Below are 23,582 nucleotides of genomic sequence, written 5' to 3'. Positions count from 1 at the left end.
GCTCCTCAATCCTTTTCCATGGTGCACTGCAGCGGGTGCTGATGTCTGCGGGCTGAGTCGATCACCTGGGCGACTTTGGTCTCGGCGACTTCGTAGGTGAAAACACCACAGACGCCGACGCCGTTCTGGTGAACGTGCAACATGATCCGTGTCGCGTCTTCGCGCGACTTGTTGAAGAACCGTTCGAGCACGTAAACGACGAACTCCATGGGGGTGTAGTCGTCGTTCAGGATCAGTACGCGATAAAGCGAGGGCTTCTGCGTCTTCGGCTTCACTTCCGTGACGACCGAAGAGCCCGCACCTGTATTTCCGCCTTGCTTTCGCTCGGCCATCGACCGCTTTCTCCCGGCGGGAAGCAAATCACCCGCCTTCATGAATTAGATATGGAAAAGCGGCGGCTTTGGAAGAGGCCGCCGCCCGACTGCGCCGCTTTAGCACAGGGGCGCCATCGAAATCGGCTTCACGTTTGGGAGAGCGGCGAAGGTGGCCAGTGCGTTCCCGCGGCGAGGCTGCGAAATGGTGTGCGGCCTGGTGTCGCGCAAGGGGGCGTGTCCGCTTCGCGGCCCCCTCAGTCGGCTTTGCCGACAGCTCCCCCACAGGGGGAGCATCTTGGCGCTCTAGATCCTCCCCCGTTGGGGGAGGTGGCCCGAAGGGCCGGAGGGGGCCTCGAAGCGGCTAGCCCGTCACCGTGTAGATCATGATCCCCGTGGCCACCGACAGGTTCAGGCTGTCGGCGCGGCCGCGCATGGGGATCTTGACGTTGACGTCGCAGGCGGCGGCCAGTTCGGGCGGCAGGCCCTGCTGCTCGTTGCCCATCAGGATCAGCGACGGCTTCACGTAGTCGGCGCTCTTGTGGTCGACGGTGGCGGTCAGCAGGGTGCCGACCACGCTGCCCGGCCATTCCTCGCGCCAGGCCAGGAACTCCTGCACGCTGGCCTTGGCGATCTTGACGGCGAAGACCGAGCCCATGGTCGCCCGTACGCCTTCGACCGAATAGGGATCGACGCAGTCGCCGACCAGGATCACCCCGCCGGCGCCGGCCGCGTCGGCCGTGCGGATGATGGTGCCCAGATTGCCCGGGTCGCGGACGGCCTGGAGGGCCACCCAGCAGTCGGCGCTCTGCGGCACGATGGCCGACAGCGGCGTGTAGACCTGCCGGAACACGCCGACCACGGCTTGAGGATTGTCGCGGCGTGACACCTTTTCCAGGATTTCGCGATTGACCTCGATCACCTCGCCGCCGGCCGCGGCGCAGGCCTTGGCGGCCTTCTGCAGCATCGGATGATCGGCAGCGTCGGGGCCGTACATCAGGATCTTGGGCGCGTGGCCGCAGTCGATCGCCTCGATGACGATCTTCAGGCCCTCGGCCAGGAACAGGCCGCTGTCCTCGCGCTCCTTGCGCATGTGCAGGGCGCGGACGGCCTTCACCGTGGCGTTGGTCAGGGAGGTGACGGTCTTGACGCTCATGTCTCAGGCCTCCGACGACCAGCGGGCGAAGAACGACAGGCCGATCTGGCGGTCGCCCTTGTCTTCCACGAGGGACAGCTCGCCCCAGTCGATGACGCCGGCCCGGCCGTCCAGCGCCTGGGCCAGCAGGCCCGACATGGCGGCCCCCGAAACGCGGGCGGCATAGGCGTTCATCAGCAGGAAGTCGGCGTCTTCGGCCAGCAGCGCCGCGCAGTCTGCGGCGAGCGCCGGCAGGTCCTCGAACAGGCGCCAGACCTCGCCGTCGGGGCCGCGGCCAAACTTCGGCGGGTCGAGAATGATCCCGTCATAGACGTTGCCGCGGCGCACCTCGCGGGCGACGAAGCGGCGGGCGTCCTCGACGATCCAGCGGATCGGCTTGTCGGCGAGGCCGGCGAAGGCGGCGTTCTCGCGCGCGAAGCCGACCGACTTCTTGGAGGCGTCGACGTGGGTGACGTGGGCCCCGGCGGCGGCGCAGACCAGGCTGGCCACGCCCGTATAGCCGAACAGGTTCAGGATCTTGGGCTGGCGGCCGCGGGCCTTGATGAAGGCGCGCACGCGCTCGTCCTGCCAGGCCCAGTTGGCGGCCTGCTCGGGGAAGAAGGCCAGGTGGCGGAACGGCGTGAACTGACCGTGGAATTTCGCCTCGCCCCAGGCCAGGTCGAACTTTTCGATCGGCTTGCCGCGAAAGCGCCAGCGGCCGGCCTCGTCTTCGTCGGACGGGTCGAACACGGCGTCGGCCTCGTCCCAGGCGCTGGCCGGCAGGCGCGGCTCCCAGAAGCACTGCGGCTCGGGGCGGACGACGGTGTAGCGGCCGTAGCGCTCCAGCTTCTTGCCGCGCCCGCTGTCGAGCAGGGCGTAGTCGGCCCAGCCGGTGGTGCGCATGACGAGGGGAGAGGCGGCGATGGTCGGGTGCATGGCCACGCCATACGCGCTCAGGCCAAGCGTCGTCCAGCCCGAGGCGCATGCGGGGTCTTGTCCCAGTGATGCGGCCGCCGCACGAACTGCCACAACGCATGGCATCCGGCCCAGCCTTGCAACAGCCAGATCAGCGGCAGGCCCAGCAGGTCCAGCGCCTTGGCCCTGCCGCCGGCGCGCCGCCGTCCGACCGCCGCGGCGATGGCCGAACCCATCCAGGCGTAACCGAAAAGCACCAGGCCCGGCTCGTCGAGCACGGCATGGCCGTCCGCCGCCAGGTCCAGCAGGATCATCAGCACGGCGCCGGCGAAGATCGGCGCGTGTAGGTGCGTGGAGACCAGCGACAGGAAGAGGGTCAGGAACAGCGCCAGGGCCACGCGGGGGCGCCGCGCGGCCGGGCCGCGCAGGTGCACGAGCAAAGTGGCCAGGTGCCCCTTGATCCAGCGCGCCCGTTGCGGCCGCCATACCTTCCAGGTGGTCGGGGCGGTTTCCAGCGTCGGGCGGTCGATGACGTCGAGCGTGTAGCCGGCCGCCGCGAGGCGAAAGCCGACGTCGGCGTCCTCGGTGACGTTGAAGGCGTCCCATCCGCCGATCGCCCGCAGGGGCGCGGTCCTGAAGTGATTGCTGGTGCCGCCCAGCGGGAAGGCCAGCCGCCAGCGCGCCAGGGCCGGCAGCAGCACCTCGAAGTGGGCGGCGTACTCCTGCTGGAATTGTCTTGGCAGCAGGCCGGATATGGCCGGGATCTCGATCCTGAGCGGCGCCTGCAGGCAGGCAAGATGCGCCGGACCCGCGGCGAAGCGGGCGGCGGCCTCGCGAAGTTGGCCCGGATCGGGAGCGTCCTCGGCGTCGTAGATGACCAGGATCTCGCCGCGGGCCCGCTCCAGGGCGTGGTTGCAGGCCCGCGGCTTGGTCTTTGGGCCGCCCGGCGGCGCGACCAGCACCTGGACGAAGGCCGGCAGGTCGAGGGCGTGAAAGGCTGCGATGGTCTCGGCGTCGTCGGCCTCAAGTACGATCAGGGCCTGCAGGCGATCGCGGGGGTAGTCCAGGCGATCGAGGCTGGCGACCAGTTCGGCCGCGACGGAGGCCTCCTTGTAGAGCGGCGCCAGCACCGTATAGGCGGGGAGGGCGTGGTCGGGCAGGGGCGGGGCCTTGACTGTCCGGCGGGGCGTGCAGGCGGCCGCCAGCCGCAGCGTGGCCAGCAGGGCGAAGAGGGCCAGGCCCGTCCATTTCAGGACGTCGAGCGTCTGGCTGGGCGCGAGCGCCAGGGCGACGGCCAGGCCCAGACCGATCGTGGCCGCTGCGACGCTTTGGACCGGGCTCAGCCGCCGATGCGCGCCGTCGGCGACGGGAAGCGGCGAGAGCTGTGGCGGATCGAGCAGGATCGCGTGATCCAGCCCATCGACGTGCAGCCGCCGTTCCTCACGCGCCATGTCGTCCCCCAGCTTAGCCTTACCGGCGGGAGCGACTCGATAAATTCAACCATAAAGTGTCAAATGGAAAAATGCGCGTTCTACGTAAAACAGTGTTCCGCTTGTCGGCTCTGGGTGATTCCCGTTTAGTGTCAGGCTGGGGAAGAGGGAGGAAGTACCGTATCGTGACCGTCGCGTTGAAGAAGCCGCCCAGGTCCGCCCGCAAGCCCAAGGGCGATGGCCACATGCGCCGGGGCGAGATCCTGGCCGCCGCCGAGAAGATCTTCATCGCCGAGGGCTACGCCGGCGCGACGATCCGCAAGATCGCCGACGCCGTGGGCGTGTCCTCGACCGCGCTCTACATGCACTTCCGCGACAAGGACCAGATCCTGCTCGAGATCGGCAAGGAAGCCATCGAGAAGCTGCTGTCGATCAACGTCGCCCTGTCGCAGGAGCCGATCGACGCGGTCGAGAAGGTCCGGCGGATGCTGGACGCCTACATGCGCTTCGCCTTCGAGAACCCCAACACCTACCAGCTGGTGTTCTGCGGCTCGAACGAGGTGATCTCGGTCGAGAAGCAGCAGGCGGTGTCGGATCTCGGCGACCGCTGTTTCGACGAGTTCAGTGGTCCGATCCGCGAGATCGCCGCCGCCGGCCGGCTGAAGACCGGCACCGCCGAAAGCGCCGCCCAGGTGTTGTGGGCCGCTTGCCACGGCATCGTCTCGCTGGTCATCACCAAGCCCAGCCGCAACTGGGCGCCGGCCGAGGAGCTGATGCAGGTCACGCTGGACGGGGTGATGCACGGGCTGATCGCCGACAGGTAGCAGCCCGCGCCGATGGGCGACAAACGGTCGCACCTGCCGAATTTCCCCGCAGCGCCAGGAGCTTAGCCGCTGCGTGAAAATACAACACTGTTCTATGGCGCGGCGGTGGTAGCGGGTTAACCCTTGGGCCCTAGAGCCCCGCCGCATGAGCAGACTTCATGTTGTGTGTGTGGGCCTTGCGGCCCTGGCCTGGGCGAACGGCGCGAATGCTGAGGAGGCGTCGCTGCTGGATGCGGTCAAGGCCGGCAAGCCGCTGCTTGAGATCCGCGCCCGCTACGAGCGCTACGACCAGACCAAGACCGCCACTCTGCGCAACAACGCCGAAGGCACGACGGTGCGCACGCGCTTTGGCTGGGAGACCGGCGCCTGGCATGACGTGAAGGGCCTGATCGAGTTCGACGACGTGCGCCGCATCGGCCCCGAGCACTTCGCCATCACCACGCCGGGCGTCTCCACGCCGCTGAACGGCGCCGACAAGGCCCGCTTCCCGGCGATCAACGACCCGAACGTCACCGAGGTGAACCGCGCCCAGCTGCAATGGATGCCGTCCAAGACCCTGCAACTGACCGCCGGCCGCCAGAAGATCCAGTTCGATGACCAGCGCTTCGTGGCCGCCGCCGCCTGGCGCCAGGACGAGCAGACCTATGACGGCCTGCGCGCCGACCTGTCGCTGAGCCGCTTCAAGGGGACCTATGTCTATGTCACCCGCGTCAACCGCGCCCTGGGCGAGCGGCGCGACTGGGACAGCGACAGCCACTTCGTCAACGCCAGCTGGACCTTCTCGGAGGCCCTGAAGGCCACGGGCTTCGTCTACGCCCTCGACTTCTCGGACTCGCCGCTCAACACCTCGATCACCAAGGGCGTGCGGGCCGTCGGCAAGGCCAAGGCCGGCGCCTACACCCTGAACTATTCGGGCGGCTTCGCTCGCCAGAGCGACTATCACCGCGCCACCGCCGACTACGAGCTCGACTATCTGGGCGGCGAGTTCGCAGCCACGCGCGGCATCTACACGGCCCAGATCGGCTACCACATGCTGGAAGGCGACGGCACGCGGGGCTTCGGCGCGCCGCTGGGCGCGGCCCACGGCTTCTATGGCTGGGCCGACGCCTGGTCGTCGCTGGGCGGCAACAAGAGCTTCTCCGACGGCCTCGACGACCTGAACTTCACGGTCACGCTGAAGCCGAAGATCAAGGTGCGCAACTTCGCCAGCCCCGAGCTCCTGGTCCGCTATCACGACTTCGACGACGACCGCACGGGCACCGACCTTGGTCACGAATGGAACGCCCAGCTGACGGCGACCATCGCCCCGAAGCTGTCGGCGCAGCTGAAGTACGCCGGCTTCGATCGGGTGGCGAGCGTGCCGACCGGTACCCCGGCGCCGCCCGCGTCGCGCAAGAAGGTGTGGTTCACCCTCGAATACAAGCTCTGAGATCGTCCGTAAGGAGAGGAGGGCGCCCGGTTTGCGGGCGCCGCCCAAGTCTTGGGCGCCGTGCTGCTGCGCAAAAATGGGCGCCGCACCTGCGAAACGACCGATAACGGCGGTTTGTCGATTGCCGTCCCCCGGCGGTCGATGCGTCCCTGACTACGACACGCGGGGCAACGACGTTCCGCGACGGGCCGCAAGGCCCTGACGCCGACGACGGGGTCGGCGACTGTTTTGGACAACGACGTCCGGAGGGGGCTCACGCCCTCGCCGGGCGTTTTTTTTTGGCCTTAAGGGGAAGAGGCATGAACACGAAGAGGGCCGGGCTCACGCTCGGCGCTGGGCTCGCGGCGCTGCTGTGGGCATCGGGAACGCACGCTCAGACGACAACGCAGACCGCGCCGGCGGCCGCTGAGCCGGAGGCCTTGGCCGAGCCGGCCGAACCGCCGCCGCCGCCCGCGCCGCCGCCGACCTTCAGCGACCAGATGCTGGCCGGCAAGCCGATCTTCGAGGTCCGGGCGCGCTACGAGACGGTCGACCAGGCCAATCTGCGCGAACGGGCCAACGCCTACACGGTGCGCACCCGGCTCGGCTGGGAGACCGGCGACTTCCACGGCCTCAAGGGCCTGATCGAGTTCGAGGACGTCCGCCAGATCGGCCCCGAGCACTACGCCGTCAACGTGCCCGGCGCGGCCACGCCGCCGCTGAACGGGGCCGACAAGGCCCGCTATCCGATCGTCAACGACCCCGACGTCACCGAGGTCAACCGCGCCCAGGTGACCTGGACGCCGAGCGCCGCGCTGCAGGTCACGGCCGGTCGCCAGCGCATCGTGCTCGACGACCAGCGCTTCGTCGGCGGCGTGGCGTGGCGCCAGGACGAGCAGACCTTCGACGGCGTTCGCGCCGACTTCGCGGCCGGCCGGGTGAAGGGGACCTACGCCTACCTCACCCACATCAATCGCATCCTGGGCGAACTTCGCGACTGGGACAGCGACAGCCATCTCCTGAACGTCACCTGGTCGCCGGCCGAGGCGCTGCGCCTGCAGGGCTTCGTCTACGCGCTGGATTTCGGCAATTCGCCGATCAACTCGTCGATCACCAAGGGCGCCAAGGCCTCGGGCAAGACCTGGGTGGGTCTCTACCAGGTGGCCTATGGCGGCACGTTCGCCCGCCAGAGCGACTGGCACGGCAATACGGCGAGCTACGACCTCGACTACTGGGCCGGCGAGGTGGCGGGGACCTTCGACATCTACACCGCCCGCCTGGCCTACGAGCAGCTGGAAGGCGACGGAACGCGGGGCTTCACCACGCCGCTGGGCACGGTCCACGCCTTCAACGGCTGGTCGGACTCGTGGGTCTCTCCGGGCGGCAACAAGAGCTTCGCCGACGGCCTGAAGGACCTGAACGTGGGCCTCAACGTCAAGCCGCGCTTCAGGAAGACCTACTTCTTCAACAGCGACCTGCTGGTCCGCTACCACGACTTCGACGACCAGCGCACCGGCGCCGACCTCGGCCACGAGTGGGAAGTCCAGCTGACCGCGGCGATCACGCCCAAGCTGAGCCTGCTGGTGAAGTACGCCGACTTCCAGCGCGAGACGACCGTGCCGGCCGGGACCCTGGCCCCGCCGGCCTCGCGGACCAAGGCCTGGTTCTCCCTCGAATACAAGCTGTGAGCCCGATCATGACCAAGACCGACAAGACCGCTCTCCAGCAGGGCGTTTCCCGCCGCGGCGCCCTGATCGGCGCCGCCGCCACCATGGCCGCCGTCAAGGCCGCGTTCCCGGCCGGGGCCCATGCGGCCGGCGCGGGCCCCGAGACCGCCAAGGCGCGCCTGGGCTTCATCGCCCTGACGGACTCATCGCCGCTGATCATCGCCAAGGAGCGCGGCTTCTTCGCCAAGCACGGCCTGCCCGACATCGAGGTGGTCAAGCAGGCCTCGTGGGCCGCCACGCGCGACAACCTGGTTCTGGGCTCGGGCGGGGGCGGCATCGACGGGGCGCACATCCTCTCGCCCATGCCGCTGCAGTTCACCCTCGGCGTCCAGACCGGCGGCAAGCCGCTGCCGATGTACGTGCTGGCCAGGCTCAACACCAACGGCCAGGCGATCTCGGTCGGCAACGACCTGAAGGCGGTGAAGGTGGGCCTGAGCGCCGCCGGGGCCAAGGCCAAGTTCGCCCAGCTGAAGGCTTCGGGAAACATCGCCAAGGTGGCCATGACCTTCCGCGGCGGCACCCACGACCTGTGGGTCCGCTACTGGCTGGCGGCCGCCGGCATCAATCCCGACGTCGACGTCTCGACCATCGTCATCCCGCCGCCGCAGATGGTGGCCAACCTCAAGGCCGGCACCCAGGACGCCTTCTGCGTGGGCGAGCCGTGGAACGGCCAGACCGTCAACCAGAAGATCGGCTACACCGCCACGACCACCAGCGAGCTCTGGATGAACCATCCGGAAAAGGCGCTGGGCATGCGGGCCGACTGGGTCGACCGCTATCCGCGCGCCGCCCAGGCCCTGACCGCCGCCGTGCTGGAGGCCCAGATGTGGTGCGACAAGCCGGCCAACAAGGCGGCCATGTGCTCGATCGTCTCGGGGCGGCAATACATCAACGTGCCGATGGGCGACATCCTGCCCCGCCAGCAGGGCGTCATCGACTACGGCGACGGCCGCAAGGTCTCAGGCTCGCCCCACGTCATGAAGTTCTGGGCCGACAACGCCAGCTTCCCCTTCAAGTCGCACGACCTGTGGTTCGTCACCGAGAACATCCGCTGGGGCGTGATCGGGCAGGGGGTCAACAAGCAGGCCCTCGTCAACAAGGTCAACCGCGCCGACATCTGGCGCGCCGCCGCCAAGTCCATCGGCCAGAGCGGCCCGGCCGGCGACAGCCGCGGCCCCGAGCGGTTCTTCGACGGCAAGGTGTTCGATCCGGCCAATCCGGGCGCGTACCTCGCCAGCCAGCCCATCAAGAAGCTCGTCTGAGGAAGGGATCCCGATGACCTATCCCAAGCCCGACTTCGCCGAGGCCGCGCCTTTCGCGGCCCCGATGAAGGCCCCGGTTGCGGTCGCCTCGCCGGCAACGGCGTCGGCGACGGCGGCCGCGCCGGTCGCTCCGAAGATCCCCGGAGCGGCCGGCATCGGTCGCAAGGCGGGGGCGCTCGCCGCCGCCGTCGTCCCGCCGGTCCTGACCCTACTGGTGGTGATGGCGCTGTGGCAGGGGCTTTGCGGCGACTCCTACGAGGGCCTGCCGTCGCCCTCGCGGATCTGGCTGGAGTCCAAGGAGCTGATCGTCGATCCGTTCTACGACCGGGGCGGGGTCGACAAGGGCCTGTTCTGGCACGTGCTGACCAGCCTGAAACGCGTGGCCTTCGGCTTCTCGATCTCGGCGGTGGTCGGCATCGGCCTGGGCGTGCTGATCGGCGCCAACCGCTGGGCCCACCGGGGGCTGGATCCGATCTTTCAGGTCCTGCGCACCGTGCCGCCGCTGGCCTGGCTGCCGATCTCGCTGGCGGCCTTCCACGAGGCCAATCCCTCGGCCCTGTTCGTGATCTTCGTCACCTCGATCTGGCCGATCATCATCAACACCGCCGTGGGCGTGCGAAACATCCCCGAGGACTATCGCAACGTCGCCCGGGTGCTGCGGCTGTCGCCAATCGAATACTTCTTCAAGATCCTGCTGCCCTCGACCACGCCCTACATCTTCACGGGGCTGCGCATCGGGGTGGGCATGAGCTGGCTGGCCATCGTCGCCTCCGAGATGCTGCTGGGCGGCGTCGGCGTCGGCTTCTTCATCTGGGATCAATACAACGCCTCGCGCATCTCCGACATCGTCGTGGCCCTGGCGTGGGTGGGCCTGACGGGCTTTGCCCTCGACCGTATCGTCGCCCTCCTGGGCCGCATCGTCTCGCGCGGCGGCGCGGTCAGCTAAGAAGGACAAGCATCATGGGCAAGGCCTATCTCTCCATCGAAAACCTGGGCGTCACCTTCGGGCACGGCGCCGGCGCCTCCGAAGTCCTGCGCGGCGTCGAGCTGCAGGTGGCCAAGGGCGAGTTCGTCTCGATCATCGGCCATTCGGGCTGCGGCAAGTCCACCCTGCTGAACGTGGTGGCGGGCCTCGTGCCGGCCACGACTGGCGCGGTGATCCTCGACCGCGAGGCCGTCAGCGCGCCGGGACCCGAACGGGCGGTGGTGTTCCAGAACCACTCGCTGCTGCCGTGGCTGTCGGTGCGCGAAAACGTGCAGCTGGCGGTCGACAAGGTGTTCGCCGGCCAGAAATCCGCCGCCGAGCGTCGCGACTGGACGCTGCACAACCTCGACCTTGTCAAGATGTCCCACGCCATCGACAAGCGGCCGTCCGAGATCTCCGGCGGCATGAAGCAGCGGGTCGGCATCGCCCGGGCGCTGGCCATGCAGCCCAAGGTGCTGCTGCTGGACGAGCCGTTCGGGGCGCTGGACGCCCTGACCCGCGCCCACCTGCAGGACAGCGTCATGGAGATCCAGGCCAGCCTCAACAACACCGTCCTGATGGTCACCCACGACGTCGACGAGGCGGTGCTGCTGTCGGACCGCATCGTGATGATGACCAACGGTCCGCGCGCAACGATCGGCGAGGTGCGCCCTGTCGACCTGGCCAGGCCGCGTGATCGCCTGGCCGTGGCCGAGGACGCCGTTTACGTCCACGCCCGCGCGGCGGTGATCGAGTTCCTTTACGCGCGGCGGGCGGCCTAGGGCCTATTGGCATTCACGGTTTGGGCGTGGTTTTCGTCTCGGATCTTGCGTGTCGATCGCCCCTTAGGCCGGCAACTGCTGGCGCAGGTCGGCCAGGGTGCCCTCGATGTGCTCGGCCAGCAGCGTCTCCACCCGCGTCGCGTCGCCGGCCTTCCAGGCGTCGAGGATGGCGCGGTGCTCGCGGCTGGCGCGCTCGTCGCGGCCGAAGGGCTCCAGGTGGATGCGCACATAGCGCTCCGACAGGATCTGCAGCCGCTCGACCAGTTGGCTGGTGATGTGGCCGCCGGGCCGGACCAGGGCCATGTGGAAAGCGCGGTTGCAGGTCACGGGGTCGCCCTGCGGCTTGCCCAGTTCGGCCTCCAGCGCCGCCAGCGCCGTCTCGGCCCGCAGGTGGTCGTCGGGAACCGCGTTCAGGGCGGCGTTGGCCGCCGCGCCGGGCTCCAGCTTCAGGCGCAGGGCGAAGACCTCGCTGGCCTCCTGCGTCGAGGCCTGGCGCACCACATAGCCCTTGTTGGGATAGGAGCTCAGCAGGCCGTCCTGCTCCAGCCGGCCCAGCGCCTCGCGCAGCGGGATCTTCGACACCCCGAGCTCGGCGGCGATGGTGTCCTGCCGCACCGCTGTTCCCGGCGGCATGTCGCCCGTGAGGATCCTGCGTCTTACGATCTCGTAGGTCTGATCGGACAGGGTGCGGACGACGATACTCATGCGCTGTGAACTGAGCCCCAATTCGGCGCCCCCGCGCCGAGACGGCCCGTATACCAGAATATGCCGGGCCTCGGATTAAACCTCGGACATATCGAGGCGCGAGGAAAGCCGGCTAGGATGTATCCGCGCGATCGATCCCGAGGCTGACGCATTCGGCGGCGACATCGGCCGTCCGGCAGCCGGCGAATCCGGCGATCCTGCGCGCTTCGACATCGACCGGCCGGCCGGGACAAGACGAGGAACACCGCATGACCCTGGGCGTGGGCGGATCGACCATGGCCGCCGAGCTGGCCGGCCTTTCGCTGCGGGCGGGCCGTCCGCCGGCCATCGGCGCGGCCGAGTATGCGGCGCGCCTGGAGAAGGCGAGGGGGCTGACACGGGCCCTGGGCGCCGACGCCTTGCTGATCGGGGCCGGCGCCTCGCTGCGCTACTTCACCGGCGTGCCGTGGGGCGCGACCGAGCGTCTCGTCGCCCTGCTGCTGCCGGTGTCTGGCGCGCCGGTGATGATCTGTCCGGGTTTCGAGCTGGGATCGCTGCAGGCCGACCTGAAGATCGAGGTCGAGATCCGCCTGTGGCAGGAGCACGAGAGCCCCGCCGCCCTGGTCGGCCGGTCGCTCGCGCAGTTGGGCGTCGACGTCCTGGCGCTCGATCCGGCCGCGCCGTTCTCGCTGTTCTCGGCCCTGCGCGACGCGTCGCCATCGCTGTCGGTGAAGGACGCCGGGGCGGTGGTCGACGGCTGCAGGGGCGTGAAGTCGCAGGCCGAACTGGCCCTGCTGCGCTACGCCAAGGCCATCACCCTGGACGTCCACCGCCGGGCCGGCGCGGTGCTGTCGCCGGGCGTCCGCGCCAGCGAGGTCAAGCGCTTCATCGACGAGGCCCATCGCGCGGCCAGCGGCGGCGGCTCGACCTTCTGCGCGGTGCAGTTCGGCGAGGCCACGGCCTATCCGCATGGCCTGCCGGGGGACCAGGAACTGGCCGAGGGCGACCTCGTGCTGATCGACACCGGCTGCCAGGTCGAGGGCTACCAGGCCGACATCACCCGCACCTACGTGTTCGGAACGCCGTCGGACGAGCACCGCCGGATCTGGGAGATCGAGCACGCGGCCCAAGCCGCCGCCTTCGACGCCGTGCGTCCGGGCCTGCCGTGCGAGACCATCGACGCCGTGGCCCGCCAGGTGCTCGAACGCCATGGCCTGGGCCCCGACTACGCCCTGCCGGGCCTGCCGCACCGCACCGGCCACGGCATCGGCCTGTCGATCCACGAAGGCCCGTACCTCGTGCGCGGCGACGCCACGCCTCTGGCGCCGGGCATGTGCTTTTCCAACGAGCCGATGATCGTGATCCCCGGCCGCTTCGGCGTGCGCCTTGAGGACCACATGCATGTGACAGAAACCGGCGCGGCCTGGTTCACCCCGCCGTCGCCCTCGATCGACGACCCGTTCGGGCTGAAGGGGTAGGGCAGAGATCCTCCCCCCGAAGGGGGAGGTGGCCCGAAGGGCCGGAGGGGGAAGTATCTGATGAGGTCAGTTCATCCGCCGATGCCGCAGTTTCTTCCCCCTCAGTCGCTCCGCGACAGCTCCCCCTTCAGGGGGAGCATCCTGCTATCTCAAACCTTCTCCGGATAGACCGGCGCGATATCCACCGGGATGTCCTTGAGCGTGGCGATGACGCCGCGGGCGTCGTCGTCGAGGTGGGCGTAGCGGTCGAAGAAGGCGACCATGCCGGCATAGTCGCCGTCGCCTTGCAGCTTGACGATGTCGGCCACCAGGTCGCGCATGCCGGCCGCCATCTTGGCGTCGTCGACGCGGAAACGCTTGAGGGCCGGATCATAGACGAAGGCGCCCTTGGCCTTGAGGTAGCCGTACTGCAGAGCCGCGCCCCGGCCGTGGGCCTCCTCGTCGCCCCAGCGGGCGGCGCGGAAGATGCCGGCCAGGTAGGTGGCGAACAGCTGCGGGCGCTCGGCGGCCGGGATCTCGCCCTTGTCCATCATGAACAGGATGTTCCAGGCGCCCATGACGTCGGCCTTGGCCTCCTCGGCGGTGCCGCCGATGTCCTTGAGTTCGGCCGAGACGGTGGTGGCGCGGCCGTCGACGACGATCGAGCCCGGGCCCAGGCTGTGCGACAGCTCGTGGAACAGGGTCTCCAGCGTCATGTATTTCTGGCTGACCAGGGCGGCCTGGTCGGCGACCAGAACGCGGTTGGCGATCGGCTGCAGGATGCCCTCGTACTTGGCGGCCAGAACGTTGGACAGGATCACCTTCTTGGCGCCCTTGGCCTCGCGCACCCGCTCGTCGTTGGGCAGGTTGAAGGCCACGGTCTGCGGGCCGTGCAGATTGTCGCCGCCGCCGCGGATCTGCTCGGCCACGGCGATGGGAGAGGCCCCGCCGCGCTTGAAGTTCTTGTAGTTGTCGGCCACCGGCAGGTTGGCCTCCATGTCGCGCAGGTAGGCCTTGTATTTGTCGAGGGCGCTGCTTTCGGTCGGGTTCTTGAGGGTGACGAAGGCCTCGAAGGCGGCCTTCTGGCCCATCAGCTCGTCGGTGTAGGTCTCGTACGGGCCGATCGCCACCTCGATGGGCGTGCCCTCCAGGTCCATCCAGGCCATCTCGGACTGGAAGTAGTCGTTGGTCCGGAACGACTGGGCGCGAAGGGTCAGGAATTTCTTGAGGCTGGCGTTGGTGGTGATCCTGGCGGCCTCGTCCAGCAGGGCGGCGGCCTTGGTCAGCTCGGGCTTGTAGGCGACCGAGAACGGCACGGCGACCAGCTTGTCGCCCTCGCGGCGGACCACCGTGTAGGTGTCCATCAGCGTAGCCTTCTGGTCGGGATGGGCGGCCAGGTAGGCTTCCAGCTGCGCCTTGGTCAGGCCGGCCGGATAGAAGCCGTGGCCGGGGCCGTCCGGCCCGCCCTGGGCGACCATCTGCTTGGCGTAGATCGCCGTCATCTGGTCGGCGGCCTGGATCAGCAGGTTCACCACCTTGCGCTCCTCGGGGCTGAGGAAGGCGGTGTCCGTCTTCATGCGGATGGTCGCGTAGTTCTCCGGCGGCGCGGCCTGGGCGTTGGCGGCCATGGGGGCGGCCAAGGGAGCAGAAAGTGCGGCGGCCGAGACGCCGAGCGCCAGGGCGAGGGGAAGAAGCACGCGCATGTAGAAGGCCTTGCGGATGAAGCGAGGCCTTCGCTTACACCCGCCATGGGGCGAAGACGAGGCGCAGCTAGAAGCGCCGCCTTTTCAGCGAGGCGAACGCGTCCAGCATCACGGCGGCCAGGTGGCTTTGGTTGCGGGCGAAGGTCGGATCCTCGGCCTGACCCGACAGCTGCATGCCGTCGGGACGGGTGACGCTCCAGGTGTAGCGGCCGGCGGCGATGTCGAGCTCGACCTGGCAGTCGGAGGCGGGCGGGGCGGCGGTCAGCATGGAAAATCTCCTGGCCGGGAAGGCGTGATCGACACCCTACGGACGGCGTGCGGCGCCCTGATGGACCCCATGTGGAGATTTCGTGCAGACGGTCAGGCCGTCGGCAGCGACAGGGTGAAGCGCGCCCCGTCCGGGTCGGCGACATAGGCCACCTCGCCGCCGTGGGCGCGGGCCAGGGAACGGGCGATCGAGAGGCCAAGGCCGGTTCCGCCTTCGGCCCGGCGGGTGGTGAAGAACGGTTCGAACAGTCGCGCGGCGTCCGCTTTGGGCACGCCCGGTCCGTCGTCGGCGACCACCAGCACGACGGCCTCGCCACGGTCGTGACCGCTGATCGCCACCTTGCCGGCGCCGGCCTGGCGGCTGTTCTCGACCAGCACGGTCAGCACCGTCTCGATCATCGCCAGCGGGGCGGCGACGGGCGGCAGGTCGGCGGGCAGGTCGCTGGCGACCGCGAAGGCGGGCGTCGACAGGGCCGCCGCGACGGTCTTGGCGGCGGCGGCGGGCGCGGCGACGACCCCGGCCTCGGGCGCGGCCATATCGGCGCGGGCCAGCTCCAGCAGCCGCCCGACCAGGGTCGAGAGCCGGGCGTTGTCGGCGGCGATGTTGGCCAGGAACCGTTCGCGCTCGGCCTGGCTCATGGTGGGATAGTGGTCCTGCAGAAGCTCGATGGCGCCGCGCACTCCGGCCAGCGGCGTCTTGAACTCGTGGCTCAGTGCGGCGGCGAAGTCGCGCAGATAGCGCGAGCGCTTGTCGATCGCCTCGGACATGGCCCGGAAGTCGTCGTACAGGGCCTGGATCTCGACGGCGGCCGTGCGCGGCGTCTCGGGCGGCTCGCCCCGGCCGGTGGCCATGGCCCGGGTGGCCGCGCTCAGCTGTTCGATCGGCCGGGTCACCCCGCGCGAGACCAGGCCCGCCAGGCCGAACAGCACCACCAGAATGACGCCGGCGCCCAGCAGCAGCTTGCCGCGGTCCTCGTGCAGCCCCTTGAACAGCCCGCGCGGCGAACGCGACAGCAGCAGCACGCCCACCGTCCTGCCGCCGACCTCGACGGGACGGGCATGGTGCAGGCGCACGGCCGAGGCCCGGCTGAACAGTTCCCAGATCGAGCGCTGGCGGTACTGGCCGTTGCGGCGAAGCACGGTTTCGGGCCGACCCGCGAGGGCTTCGCGCACCTCGGGCAGGGCCGACAGGTCGCCGCCCGCGCCCAGCCCCCGCACCACGCGCCCTTGCGCGTCGGTCAGGACGATGGCGGCCAGGGTGCTGCGGGTGGTGTCGGCGAAGATGTGGTCCAGGCGGCCGGCGGCGAGGACCGCGTCCGCCTGCGGGGGCGTCGCGCTCGGCGTGGGGGAAGGCCGCTCGGGCAGGATCCGCGCGGCCGACAGGTCGATGCTCGGCCGCTCGGGGCGGTAGTAGTAGGGATCTTCAGGATCGGGGCGTGGCGCGGGGGCGGGCGGGGGCGCGCCGGGCCACAGCGCCGCGGCCGTAGCCGCCAGGGCCGCGCCCTGGGCGGCCAGCTCGGCCTCGGTCTGGCGCACCAGGGTGTTCTCGTAGCTGCGCAGGAACACGCCGCCGATCGCCGGCATGCAGGCGGCGAACAGCAGCACCGCCAGCAGGATGCTGCGCAGCCGCAGCGCCGGCCAGCGCCGCTTGACCGCATCCTTCCAGGCGCCCAGCGTGGCGATCACGCCCCGGCGCTCTCGCTCGTGCCCTGGCACGGACCCAGGCGATATCCGACCCCGGGACGGGTCTCGATCAGGTCGACGCCGCCCAGCTTGGCGAACTTGGCCCGCAGGTTGCGCACGTGGCTGTCGATGGTGCGGTCGGTCAGGGCGAAGCCGGGGCCGCGCAGCCGGTCGATGATGGCGTCGCGGCTGAACACCCGGCGCGGGGCGCTGGCGAGGGTCCACAGAATGCCGAACTCGGTGACGGTCAGCGTCGCCTCGTCGCCGGCCCAGGCCGCCCGCCAGGCGTCGGCCTCAAGGCTTAGGCGGCCGTGGCTGACCAGCTTGGGCTCCTCGGTCGGCGCGGCGGCGCTGGCGCGGCGCAGGATCGCGCTGACCCTGGCCGTGACCTCGCGCGGGCTGAACGGCTTGACCACGTAGTCGTCGGCGCCCAGCTCGATGCCCAGCACCCGGTCGATCTCGTCGTCGCGCGACGACAGCAAGAGCACCGGAAGTTGGCCCTCGGCGCGGATCCTGCGGCAGACGTCCAGGCCGTTCAGGCGCGGCATGTTGATGTCCAGCACCACCAGGGCCGGCTTGTGGGCGGCGATCGCATCCAGCGCCGCCTCGCCGTCGGCGGCCTCGACCGTGGCGTAGCCGGCCTTGCCCAGGGCGAAGGCCAGCAGCTCGCGGATGTGCGGCTCGTCGTCGACGATCAGGATCGGCTGAGTCATGGCGCTGATGTTCCGCGTGCGACGTCGGAGGTCAACGGCGGCAATAGGCGTTGTGCGTGCAGAGCCTGCGGCCCGCGTCGTGCAGATCCGGTGCAGGCGTAAAAAAGGGCGGCGCGAGATCGCGCCGCCCGAAAGTCGGAGGGGAATTCAGAGAGAGAAAAAACGGTCGGTCGCGGTCAGGCGGCCTTTTCGCCTTCGATCACGGCGGTGTCGCTGCCGCCGGCGTTGATCGGGATGCTGCGGGGCTTGAGGGCTTCGGGCAGCTCGCGCTTGAGCGCGATGGTCAGCAGGCCGTCGGCCAGGGCCGCGTCGGTCACCACCACGTAGTCGGCCAGCTGGAAGCGGCGGTCGAAATTGCGCTCGGCGAGGCCGCGATGCAGGTAGCGCTTGGTCTCGTCATTGGCCGCCTTGCGGCCCGAGACGGTCAGCAGGCCTTCCTTGGCCTCGATCGACAGCTCTTCCGGCTTGAAGCCGGCGACGGCGATCTCGATGCGGTAGGAATTCTCGTCGGTGCGCTCGATGTTGTAGGGCGGATAGCCGGAAGCGGCTTCGGTCTTGGCGGCGGCGTCGAGTTGCGCGGCCAGGCGGTCGAAGCCGACGAGCGAGCGGTACAGGGGCGACAGGTCGATAGTACGCATAAGTGTAGAACCTTCTCTTCAAGCAAGGTTGCAGTCAGTATTCGAACCTTCGACGACCCGATTTCGGCCTCGTCTGTGATCCGGAGGGCCCGGCTGTCCAGCGCCTTCGGTTGAATAGTTGGGAGGTCGTTTTTCGACTTCAAGGGGTGCGGCGTTTTTGAATGCAGCCGTCGTCGGTCATGGCCTGGGCAAGCCAGGCGGGCGAGGGGGCGGACGGGCCGGAATCGCTTGATCGACCGCCACCCAAGGTTAAGGTCCGTCACCTCGACGACGACGGAGACACACCCATGCCCGCCCGCCGCCACCTGCTGATCCTGGCCGCCGCCGCGGCCCTCGTTCCCGCCACCGGCGCCCTGGCCGCCGACGCCGCGCTGAAGGCGGCCGTGGCCTCGCCGGACCGCACGCCGGCCAGCGTCGCCCGCGACGGCGCCCGCCATCCCTACGAGAGCCTGGCGTTCTGGGGGCTCAAGCCCGGCCAGACCGTCATCGAGGTCTCGCCCGGCGGCGGCTACTGGACCGAGATCCTCGCGCCCTACGCCAAGGCCACCAAGGGAACCTATGTCGCCGGCGTGGCCGACCTGGCCAATCCCAAGCTGTCGGAAGGCGCCCGCAAGGGCCGCGCGGCCTTCGAGGCCCGCTTCGCCGACGAAGCCAAGTACGGCAAGGTCAAGTTCGTCGACTTCGGACCCGTCGCCGCGCCGCTGGGCGCGCCGGGCTCGGCCGACGTGGTGCTGACCGCCCGCAACGTCCACAACTGGACCGGCCGCCCGGGCGAGGTCGACAAGATCTTCGCCGACTTCTTCGCCGTGCTGAAGCCGGGCGGCGTGCTGGCCATCGAGGAGCACCGCGCCGAGCCGGCCGACGAGAAGAGTCCCGGCGCGGGCGGCTACATGGCCACCTCGACTGTCGTGGCCATCGCCGAGAAGGCCGGCTTCAAGCTCGACGCCAAGTCCGAGGTCAACGCCAACCCCAAGGACACCAAGGACCACCCCTTCGGCGTCTGGACCCTGCCGCCCACCCGCCAGTCGGCGCCGTCGGGCCAGCCGGCAGATCCCAACTTCGACCGCGCCAAGTATGACGCCATCGGCGAGAGCGACCGCATGACCCTGCGCTTCAAGAAGCCGGCGTGAGGTCGCTTCGGGGGGAGCGCCGCGGGCGTCTTTTGGTCAAGGTCGCGGTCTAGGCTGGGATCCATGCGTACAGGGGGATCTATGGACCCAGCGTTTTCGTGGTCGCGTCGCGGCCTGCTGCTCGCCGCCGGCGCGGCTGGCGCGAGTGGGCTGGTCGGTTGCGGCCGCAAGAAGGACGAGCCCGCCGCCAAGGCCGAGGCGCCCAAGCCTGCCGCCGCCAAGGGCGGGGCTGCGACCCTGGCCGGCGCCGTGGCCGGCGACTGGCGCACCAGCGCCGACAAGGCCCGCGACGCCTGGCGTCATCCGGTGCAAAGCCTTGAGTTCTGGGAGATCCGGCCCGGCCAGACCGTGGTCGAGTTCTGGCCCGGCGCGGGCTGGTACTCCGACATCCTGGCGCCGTTCCTGGCCTCGACCGGCGGCAAGCTCTACGAGGCGGTGCTGGAGGCCGATCCGGCCGACCCGGCCGCCGCCGAGATCGTCGCCGCCTACCGCCGCAAGCTGGAGGCCAAGCCGAAGCTCTACGGCAAGGTCGACATCACCACCTTCGGCCGCGGCAGCGGCCCCGTGGCGCCGGCTGGAACCGCCGATCGCGTGCTGTTCCTGCGCAACCTGCACAACTGGATGGCCGGCGGCATCGCCGAGAAGGCCTTCAAGGACGCCCTGGCGGCGCTGAAGCCCGGCGGCATCCTCGGCGTCGAGGAGCACCGGGGCGAGCCCGGCCGGGTGCAGGACGTGCTGGCCGCCGACGGCTATGTGCAGCAGGCCTATGTCGAGCAGTTGGCCAAGGAGGCCGGCTTCGTCCTGGCGGGATCCAGCGAGATCAACGCCAATCCCAAGGACACCAAGGATCACCCGTTCGGGGTCTGGACGCTGCCGCCGACCCGCCTGTCGGCGCCGCGCGGCGAACCCGCCGAGCCCGACTTCGATCACGCCAAGTACGACGCCATAGGGGAGAGCGACCGCATGACCCTCAAGTTCGTGAAGCCGAAATGAGCGCCCGCATCGCAAGGCGCGCGCTGGTCGCCGCGGCCCTGGCCCTGGTCGCCGGTTCGGCGGCCATTGCACAGGGCTCCAAGACCGCCCCGGCCGACAAGGTGTTCGCCTATCTGGAGAACTTCCTGAAGGTGCCTGCGCAGGAACGCGCGCGCACTCGGGTCGCCTATGCGCTCAGCCGTGACGGCAAGCCCGCCGCCGGCCTGAAGGCGACCCTGATCGAGACGAGCGGCGCGCGTACGCCGCTGCCGATCGGCGCCGACGGCCGTTTCGAACGCCTGCCGACGCTGGCCCAGCTTCAGGGCGGGGCCAAGATCGAGTTCGAGGCGCCCGCCGACGCCAAGTTCGGCTCGACCCTGGTCATCGAGCCGGTCCTGAAGCCCGCCGCCGAGTACGAGGTCATCGAGCTGAAGACCGTGCTCGACTCGACCAACGGCGTCATCGGCAAGGCTGCCGGACCGATGGCCATGCTGGCGCCGAAGATGACGGGCTTCGGCTTTCCCGGCGCGACCGGCGGCGTCGTGGTCGGGGCCGACGGCAAGTCGCAATCCCTGCCGCTGTCGGGCAAGACGCCGATCCTGCGCCTTGCCGACTTCAAGGGCGCGACCCGCGTCAAGTTGTCTGGAGCCCCTTCGCGCGTAGGCTTCATCCAGAGCAAAAAATAGCGTGGAGAGCGTCTGAACGGTGTTTACTTGCGGCCCGGCTCCGGCCAGGGTGCCCACCAAGTTTTCACGCGCAGAACGCTCAAGCGCAGAAAAGAGGGAGACAGCGTTTATGGCCACGTTGCAGGAAATCACCGACAAGATCAAAACCGCCGTTGGCGACGACAGCGGCCTGGGCAAGAGCCTGAAGTTCGACCTGAAGGGCGAAGGCGTCATCCTCATCGACGGTGGTTCGGTGTCGAACGACGACGGCCCGGCCGACCTGACCATGACCCTGTCGAAGGAAGACTTCCTGGCCATCGGCGCCGGCTCGCTCGACCCGACCATGGCCGTCATGACCGGCAAGCTGAAGCTGTCGGACATGGGCGCGGCGATGGCGCTGCAGTCCAAGATGGCGGCGCTGTTCTCGAAGCTCCGCTAAGCCATGGGGGAACCTGCGCCGCTGGTCTCGATACCCGAGGCGCCGGTTCCCGACCACGGCCAGGCCGAATGGTTTTCCGGCGCGGATGGGGCGACCCTCCGCGCCGCTCTGTTTTCGCCTGCAGGAAAAGCGCGCGGCTCGGTGGTCGTCAGCCCGGGCCGCAGCGAACCGATCGAGAAATACTACGAGGTCGTCTCCGACCTCCTGGCGCGGGGCTTCGTCGTCCTGGTGCACGACTGGCGAGGGCAGGGGCTTTCGCACCGCATGCTACCTGACCGCCTGAAGGGCCACGCGGCCGGCTTCCACGACTTCGTCGGCGACTACCAGGCGCTGCTGGCGGCCTTCGATACGCGCCTGCCCAAGCCCTGGATCGCCCTGGGACATTCGATGGGCGGCTGCCTGACCAGCCTCGTCCTGGCCCATGGCGAGACCCGTTTCTCCGCCTGCGTGCTGTCGGCGCCGATGCTGGGCCTGAACACCGGCGGCAAGCCCGCCGCCATGGCCCGCGCCCTGGCCTGGCTGGCCGCGCGGACACCGTTGCGCGGCGGCTACGTGCTGGGCGATGTCGGCGACCCGTTCAAGCATGTCTTCCCGCAGGACGCCCTGACCCACGACGCGGCCCGCTACGCCCGCCACCAGGCCCAGATCCGCGCCTGTCCCGACATCGCGCTGGGCGGCATCACCTGGGGCTGGACCGATTTCGCCTTTTCCGCCTGCGAGTGGCTGGTGCGCAGCAGGGGCGTCGAGGCGATCACCATTCCGGTGACCATCGTCGGGGCGGGCGTCGACACCCGCGTCCTGACCTCTGCCCAGAAGGCTGTCGCCGCCCGCATCCCCAAGGGCCGCTATGTCGAGATCGAGGACGCCTTCCACGAGATCCTGATCGAGACCGACGATCGCCGCGCACGTTTCTGGGCGGCTTTTGATGAGACGGTCTCGAGCCTCTAGATCCTCCCCCTCTGGGGGAGGTGGCCCGGAGGGCCGGAGGGGGACGTTTTCAGCTTTCGAGGCGGCAGCGGGCTCATCAGCCACACCCCCCTCCGTCGGCTTCGCCGACACCTCCCCCAGAGGGGGAGGATCTTTGGCTCTTATTTCGCAGACCGCTTCAGCGCCACCAGCGCCTCGTCGAGCACGCGCTGGTCGCCGGCGATGGCCATCTGGCCGCCGTGCTGGCCGATCGGCGCGCCGCGCCAGTCGGTGACGACGCCGCCGGCGCCTTCGATCAGGGGGATGGCGGCCTCGACGTCCCAGCTCTTGAGGCCAGCCTCGATGACCATGTCCATCGTGCCGCCCGCGACCATGGCGTAGGCGTAGGCGTCGCAGCCCAGGCGGGCCAGCTTGGCGGCCGCGCGCACCTGGCGCCAGGCGCCCAGTTCGGCGCCGTCGAAACAGGCTTCCGGATCGGTGGTGGCGATGATGGCGTCGGTCAGAAGGGCGCAGGGGCGCACGCGCAGGGCCTTTTCGCCGCCGCGCGACAGCAGGCGCGAACCCAGGGCGGCCGAGCCGACATAGAGCTCGCCGATATAGGGCTGGCCGATCGAGCCCAGGACGGGACGGCCCTGGTGGCGCAGGCCGATCAGGGTGGTCCACAGCGGCAGGCCCGAGATGAAGGCGCGGGTGCCGTCGACGGGATCCAGCACCCAGACGAACTCGGCGTCAGGGCGATCCTCGCCGTACTCCTCGCCGATCACGCCGTGCTCGGGAAAGCGTTCGGCGATCAGCTTGCGGATGGCCGCCTCGGCGCCGCGGTCGGCCTCGGTGACAGGGTCGAACGCCGCGTGGGTGTCGCGTGGCAGGTTCTTGCCGGCCGCCTTGTCCTCCAGCCCGTGGTCGGACCGGAACAGCGGCAGAATGGCCCCCGCGGAGGCGCTGTTGAGCTCGACGATGAAGGCGTCGAGGGCGGCGAGGCGATCGGCGGAGAGCGTCATGGGGGCAGGCTTTAGCCCGCCTTGGCCCACGACGCTACTCCACGAAAGCAGCTCAGGCTTCGAGCTGCTCGACGCCGTTCAGCGACTTGGCCAGGTCCAGCAGCCGGCGGCGCGGACGCTCGCCCAGCAGGTAGTAGGCCCGGATCAGGTCGATCGTCTCCTTGCGGGCGAACATCTCGCCGCCCTCGGAGTCGTTGCTGGCCGTCGGCGCGGTGTCGCGGGCGACCGCCGACAGGCCGTCGTAGAAGTAGCCGACCGGCACTTCCAGCGCCTCGGACAGCTGCCACAGGCGAGCGGCCGAGATGCGGTTGGCGCCGCATTCGTACTTCTGGATCTGCTGGAAGCGCACGCCGACGGCGCCGGCCAGTTGCTGCTGGGTCAGGCCGAGCAGCCGGCGACGGCGGCGAAGGCGCTTGCCCAGGTGAGTGTCGATGTCGTTGCCCATGATGTGGACCCTTGACCCCCGATGGCTTTCCCCCGTCCCGAAACGGAACGGTCTGCCTTGACAGCCGCAAGTCGCGCGCCAAGCGAAGCTCGCTCGCCCG

At 69.5% G+C, this 23,582-nt stretch carries 24 protein-coding genes; 12 read left to right on the top strand and 12 right to left on the bottom strand.

Annotated features, from left to right (window positions below):
• Nucleotides 1–5 precede the first annotated feature (5 nt).
• From clpS to ACODR1_RS18655, 4 genes are all read right to left on the bottom strand, one after another.
• Complete coding sequence (gene clpS, locus ACODR1_RS18670) at nucleotides 6–332, bottom strand: ATP-dependent Clp protease adapter ClpS (RefSeq protein WP_058347605.1); 327 nt, start codon at nucleotides 330–332, stop codon at nucleotides 6–8.
• A 343-nt stretch (nucleotides 333–675) separates the two neighbouring features.
• A complete protein-coding gene (locus ACODR1_RS18665) occupies nucleotides 676–1,467 on the bottom strand; it encodes a TrmH family RNA methyltransferase (RefSeq protein ID WP_116488899.1) in 792 nt (263 codons plus the stop codon).
• Nucleotides 1,468–1,470: 3 nt separating this feature from the next.
• Complete coding sequence (locus ACODR1_RS18660; protein ID WP_488881794.1) at nucleotides 1,471–2,382, bottom strand: RsmD family RNA methyltransferase; 912 nt, start codon at nucleotides 2,380–2,382, stop codon at nucleotides 1,471–1,473.
• A gap of 17 nt (nucleotides 2,383–2,399) precedes the next feature.
• Nucleotides 2,400–3,812, bottom strand: a complete 1,413-nt coding sequence (locus ACODR1_RS18655; protein WP_488881793.1) for a glycosyltransferase — start codon at nucleotides 3,810–3,812, stop codon at nucleotides 2,400–2,402.
• Between the two features lie 164 nt (nucleotides 3,813–3,976).
• On the opposite strand from ACODR1_RS18655, the gene ACODR1_RS18650 reads away from it, so the two are divergent.
• From ACODR1_RS18650 to ACODR1_RS18625, 6 genes are all read left to right on the top strand, one after another.
• On the top strand, nucleotides 3,977–4,615 hold the full coding sequence (locus tag ACODR1_RS18650) for a TetR/AcrR family transcriptional regulator (RefSeq protein ID WP_488881792.1): 639 nt from the start codon (nucleotides 3,977–3,979) through the stop codon (nucleotides 4,613–4,615).
• A gap of 145 nt (nucleotides 4,616–4,760) precedes the next feature.
• Nucleotides 4,761–6,044: an alginate export family protein gene (locus ACODR1_RS18645; protein ID WP_488881791.1), complete on the top strand. Its 1,284-nt coding sequence runs from the start codon at nucleotides 4,761–4,763 to the stop codon at nucleotides 6,042–6,044.
• 419 nt (nucleotides 6,045–6,463) lie between these two features.
• Nucleotides 6,464–7,711, top strand: coding sequence for an alginate export family protein (locus tag ACODR1_RS18640; RefSeq protein WP_488881790.1), 1,248 nt, complete (start codon nucleotides 6,464–6,466; stop codon nucleotides 7,709–7,711).
• Nucleotides 7,712–7,719: 8 nt separating this feature from the next.
• The gene (locus ACODR1_RS18635; RefSeq protein WP_488881789.1) at nucleotides 7,720–9,012 is read left to right on the top strand and encodes a CmpA/NrtA family ABC transporter substrate-binding protein; all 1,293 of its coding nucleotides are present in this window, start codon (nucleotides 7,720–7,722) and stop codon (nucleotides 9,010–9,012) included.
• 13 nt (nucleotides 9,013–9,025) lie between these two features.
• On the top strand, nucleotides 9,026–9,958 hold the full coding sequence (ntrB, locus tag ACODR1_RS18630) for a nitrate ABC transporter permease (protein WP_488881788.1): 933 nt from the start codon (nucleotides 9,026–9,028) through the stop codon (nucleotides 9,956–9,958).
• 14 nt (nucleotides 9,959–9,972) lie between these two features.
• Nucleotides 9,973–10,758 (top strand): ABC transporter ATP-binding protein, encoded by a 786-nt coding sequence (locus ACODR1_RS18625; RefSeq protein ID WP_488881787.1) that lies wholly within the window; start codon nucleotides 9,973–9,975, stop codon nucleotides 10,756–10,758.
• 63 nt (nucleotides 10,759–10,821) lie between these two features.
• Here the strand turns inward: ACODR1_RS18625 and ACODR1_RS18620 are convergent, their stop codons facing one another.
• Nucleotides 10,822–11,463 carry a GntR family transcriptional regulator gene (locus ACODR1_RS18620; RefSeq protein WP_488881786.1) on the bottom strand — a complete coding sequence of 214 codons (642 nt, stop codon included), beginning with the start codon at nucleotides 11,461–11,463 and terminating at the stop codon, nucleotides 10,822–10,824.
• 248 nt (nucleotides 11,464–11,711) lie between these two features.
• Between ACODR1_RS18620 and ACODR1_RS18615 the strand changes: the two genes are divergently transcribed.
• Nucleotides 11,712–12,920 (top strand): M24 family metallopeptidase, encoded by a 1,209-nt coding sequence (locus ACODR1_RS18615; RefSeq protein ID WP_488881785.1) that lies wholly within the window; start codon nucleotides 11,712–11,714, stop codon nucleotides 12,918–12,920.
• 149 nt (nucleotides 12,921–13,069) lie between these two features.
• Here the strand turns inward: ACODR1_RS18615 and ACODR1_RS18610 are convergent, their stop codons facing one another.
• The 5 genes from ACODR1_RS18610 to ACODR1_RS18590 all read right to left on the bottom strand — a co-directional run bounded on the left by ACODR1_RS18610 (nucleotide 13,070) and on the right by ACODR1_RS18590 (nucleotide 17,903).
• A complete protein-coding gene (locus tag ACODR1_RS18610) occupies nucleotides 13,070–14,602 on the bottom strand; it encodes a dipeptidyl-peptidase 3 family protein (protein WP_488881784.1) in 1,533 nt (510 codons plus the stop codon).
• Between the two features lie 67 nt (nucleotides 14,603–14,669).
• Nucleotides 14,670–14,870 carry a hypothetical protein gene (locus ACODR1_RS18605; protein WP_116567660.1) on the bottom strand — a complete coding sequence of 67 codons (201 nt, stop codon included), beginning with the start codon at nucleotides 14,868–14,870 and terminating at the stop codon, nucleotides 14,670–14,672.
• Between the two features lie 92 nt (nucleotides 14,871–14,962).
• Nucleotides 14,963–16,555, bottom strand: a complete 1,593-nt coding sequence (locus ACODR1_RS18600) for a sensor histidine kinase (RefSeq protein ID WP_488881783.1) — start codon at nucleotides 16,553–16,555, stop codon at nucleotides 14,963–14,965.
• Complete coding sequence (locus ACODR1_RS18595) at nucleotides 16,552–17,265, bottom strand: response regulator transcription factor (RefSeq protein WP_488881782.1); 714 nt, start codon at nucleotides 17,263–17,265, stop codon at nucleotides 16,552–16,554. Before ACODR1_RS18595 ends, ACODR1_RS18600 begins: the two co-directional genes overlap by 4 nt.
• A 176-nt stretch (nucleotides 17,266–17,441) precedes the next feature.
• Nucleotides 17,442–17,903 carry an Hsp20 family protein gene (locus ACODR1_RS18590; RefSeq protein WP_488881781.1) on the bottom strand — a complete coding sequence of 154 codons (462 nt, stop codon included), beginning with the start codon at nucleotides 17,901–17,903 and terminating at the stop codon, nucleotides 17,442–17,444.
• Nucleotides 17,904–18,190: 287 nt separating this feature from the next.
• Between ACODR1_RS18590 and ACODR1_RS18585 the strand changes: the two genes are divergently transcribed.
• The 5 genes from ACODR1_RS18585 to ACODR1_RS18565 all read left to right on the top strand — a co-directional run bounded on the left by ACODR1_RS18585 (nucleotide 18,191) and on the right by ACODR1_RS18565 (nucleotide 22,057).
• Nucleotides 18,191–19,033 carry a class I SAM-dependent methyltransferase gene (locus ACODR1_RS18585; RefSeq protein WP_488881780.1) on the top strand — a complete coding sequence of 281 codons (843 nt, stop codon included), beginning with the start codon at nucleotides 18,191–18,193 and terminating at the stop codon, nucleotides 19,031–19,033.
• Nucleotides 19,034–19,114: 81 nt separating this feature from the next.
• A complete protein-coding gene (locus ACODR1_RS18580) occupies nucleotides 19,115–20,026 on the top strand; it encodes a class I SAM-dependent methyltransferase (protein WP_488881779.1) in 912 nt (303 codons plus the stop codon).
• On the top strand, nucleotides 20,023–20,691 hold the full coding sequence (locus tag ACODR1_RS18575; protein WP_488881778.1) for a hypothetical protein: 669 nt from the start codon (nucleotides 20,023–20,025) through the stop codon (nucleotides 20,689–20,691). The genes ACODR1_RS18580 and ACODR1_RS18575 overlap by 4 nt, the downstream gene beginning before the upstream one ends.
• 109 nt (nucleotides 20,692–20,800) lie before the next feature.
• Nucleotides 20,801–21,109, top strand: a complete 309-nt coding sequence (locus tag ACODR1_RS18570) for an SCP2 sterol-binding domain-containing protein (RefSeq protein WP_101715565.1) — start codon at nucleotides 20,801–20,803, stop codon at nucleotides 21,107–21,109.
• 3 nt (nucleotides 21,110–21,112) lie between these two features.
• Nucleotides 21,113–22,057: an alpha/beta fold hydrolase gene (locus tag ACODR1_RS18565; RefSeq protein WP_488881777.1), complete on the top strand. Its 945-nt coding sequence runs from the start codon at nucleotides 21,113–21,115 to the stop codon at nucleotides 22,055–22,057.
• A 140-nt stretch (nucleotides 22,058–22,197) separates the two neighbouring features.
• On the opposite strand, the gene hisN is transcribed toward ACODR1_RS18565, so the two are convergent.
• Together hisN and ACODR1_RS18555 are read right to left on the bottom strand one after the other, a co-directional pair.
• The gene (hisN, locus tag ACODR1_RS18560) at nucleotides 22,198–23,037 is read right to left on the bottom strand and encodes a histidinol-phosphatase (RefSeq protein ID WP_488881776.1); all 840 of its coding nucleotides are present in this window, start codon (nucleotides 23,035–23,037) and stop codon (nucleotides 22,198–22,200) included.
• Between the two features lie 52 nt (nucleotides 23,038–23,089).
• Nucleotides 23,090–23,482: a helix-turn-helix domain-containing protein gene (locus ACODR1_RS18555; RefSeq protein ID WP_101719651.1), complete on the bottom strand. Its 393-nt coding sequence runs from the start codon at nucleotides 23,480–23,482 to the stop codon at nucleotides 23,090–23,092.
• Between the last annotated feature and the right edge of the window lie 100 nt (nucleotides 23,483–23,582).

It is taken from the genome of Caulobacter sp. FG7 (assembly GCF_057808875.1).
Note: the sequence above shows the minus strand (reverse complement) of the source record. Positions and strands in the feature narration are given on the sequence as shown.

Bases quoted from the DNA above. Each gene is read 5' to 3' on its own strand.
- ntrB (WP_488881788.1), top strand. From the start codon at position 9,026: ATGACCTATCCCAAGCCCGACTTCGCCGAGGCCGCGCCTTTCGCGGCC.
- ACODR1_RS18580 (WP_488881779.1), top strand. From the start codon at position 19,115: ATGGACCCAGCGTTTTCGTGGTCGCGTCGCGGCCTGCTGCTCGCCGCC.
- ACODR1_RS18635 (WP_488881789.1), top strand. From the start codon at position 7,720: ATGACCAAGACCGACAAGACCGCTCTCCAGCAGGGCGTTTCCCGCCGC.
- ACODR1_RS18625 (WP_488881787.1), top strand. From the start codon at position 9,973: ATGGGCAAGGCCTATCTCTCCATCGAAAACCTGGGCGTCACCTTCGGG.
- ACODR1_RS18620 (WP_488881786.1), bottom strand. From the start codon at position 11,463: ATGAGTATCGTCGTCCGCACCCTGTCCGATCAGACCTACGAGATCGTA.
- hisN (WP_488881776.1), bottom strand. From the start codon at position 23,037: ATGACGCTCTCCGCCGATCGCCTCGCCGCCCTCGACGCCTTCATCGTC.
- ACODR1_RS18660 (WP_488881794.1), bottom strand. From the start codon at position 2,382: ATGCACCCGACCATCGCCGCCTCTCCCCTCGTCATGCGCACCACCGGC.
- ACODR1_RS18575 (WP_488881778.1), top strand. From the start codon at position 20,023: ATGAGCGCCCGCATCGCAAGGCGCGCGCTGGTCGCCGCGGCCCTGGCC.
- ACODR1_RS18605 (WP_116567660.1), bottom strand. From the start codon at position 14,870: ATGCTGACCGCCGCCCCGCCCGCCTCCGACTGCCAGGTCGAGCTCGAC.
- clpS (WP_058347605.1), bottom strand. From the start codon at position 332: ATGGCCGAGCGAAAGCAAGGCGGAAATACAGGTGCGGGCTCTTCGGTC.
- ACODR1_RS18610 (WP_488881784.1), bottom strand. From the start codon at position 14,602: ATGCGCGTGCTTCTTCCCCTCGCCCTGGCGCTCGGCGTCTCGGCCGCC.
- ACODR1_RS18590 (WP_488881781.1), bottom strand. From the start codon at position 17,903: ATGCGTACTATCGACCTGTCGCCCCTGTACCGCTCGCTCGTCGGCTTC.
- ACODR1_RS18585 (WP_488881780.1), top strand. From the start codon at position 18,191: ATGCCCGCCCGCCGCCACCTGCTGATCCTGGCCGCCGCCGCGGCCCTC.
- ACODR1_RS18665 (WP_116488899.1), bottom strand. From the start codon at position 1,467: ATGAGCGTCAAGACCGTCACCTCCCTGACCAACGCCACGGTGAAGGCC.
- ACODR1_RS18615 (WP_488881785.1), top strand. From the start codon at position 11,712: ATGACCCTGGGCGTGGGCGGATCGACCATGGCCGCCGAGCTGGCCGGC.
- ACODR1_RS18570 (WP_101715565.1), top strand. From the start codon at position 20,801: ATGGCCACGTTGCAGGAAATCACCGACAAGATCAAAACCGCCGTTGGC.
- ACODR1_RS18595 (WP_488881782.1), bottom strand. From the start codon at position 17,265: ATGACTCAGCCGATCCTGATCGTCGACGACGAGCCGCACATCCGCGAG.
- ACODR1_RS18655 (WP_488881793.1), bottom strand. From the start codon at position 3,812: ATGGCGCGTGAGGAACGGCGGCTGCACGTCGATGGGCTGGATCACGCG.
- ACODR1_RS18645 (WP_488881791.1), top strand. From the start codon at position 4,761: ATGAGCAGACTTCATGTTGTGTGTGTGGGCCTTGCGGCCCTGGCCTGG.
- ACODR1_RS18555 (WP_101719651.1), bottom strand. From the start codon at position 23,482: ATGGGCAACGACATCGACACTCACCTGGGCAAGCGCCTTCGCCGCCGT.
- ACODR1_RS18565 (WP_488881777.1), top strand. From the start codon at position 21,113: ATGGGGGAACCTGCGCCGCTGGTCTCGATACCCGAGGCGCCGGTTCCC.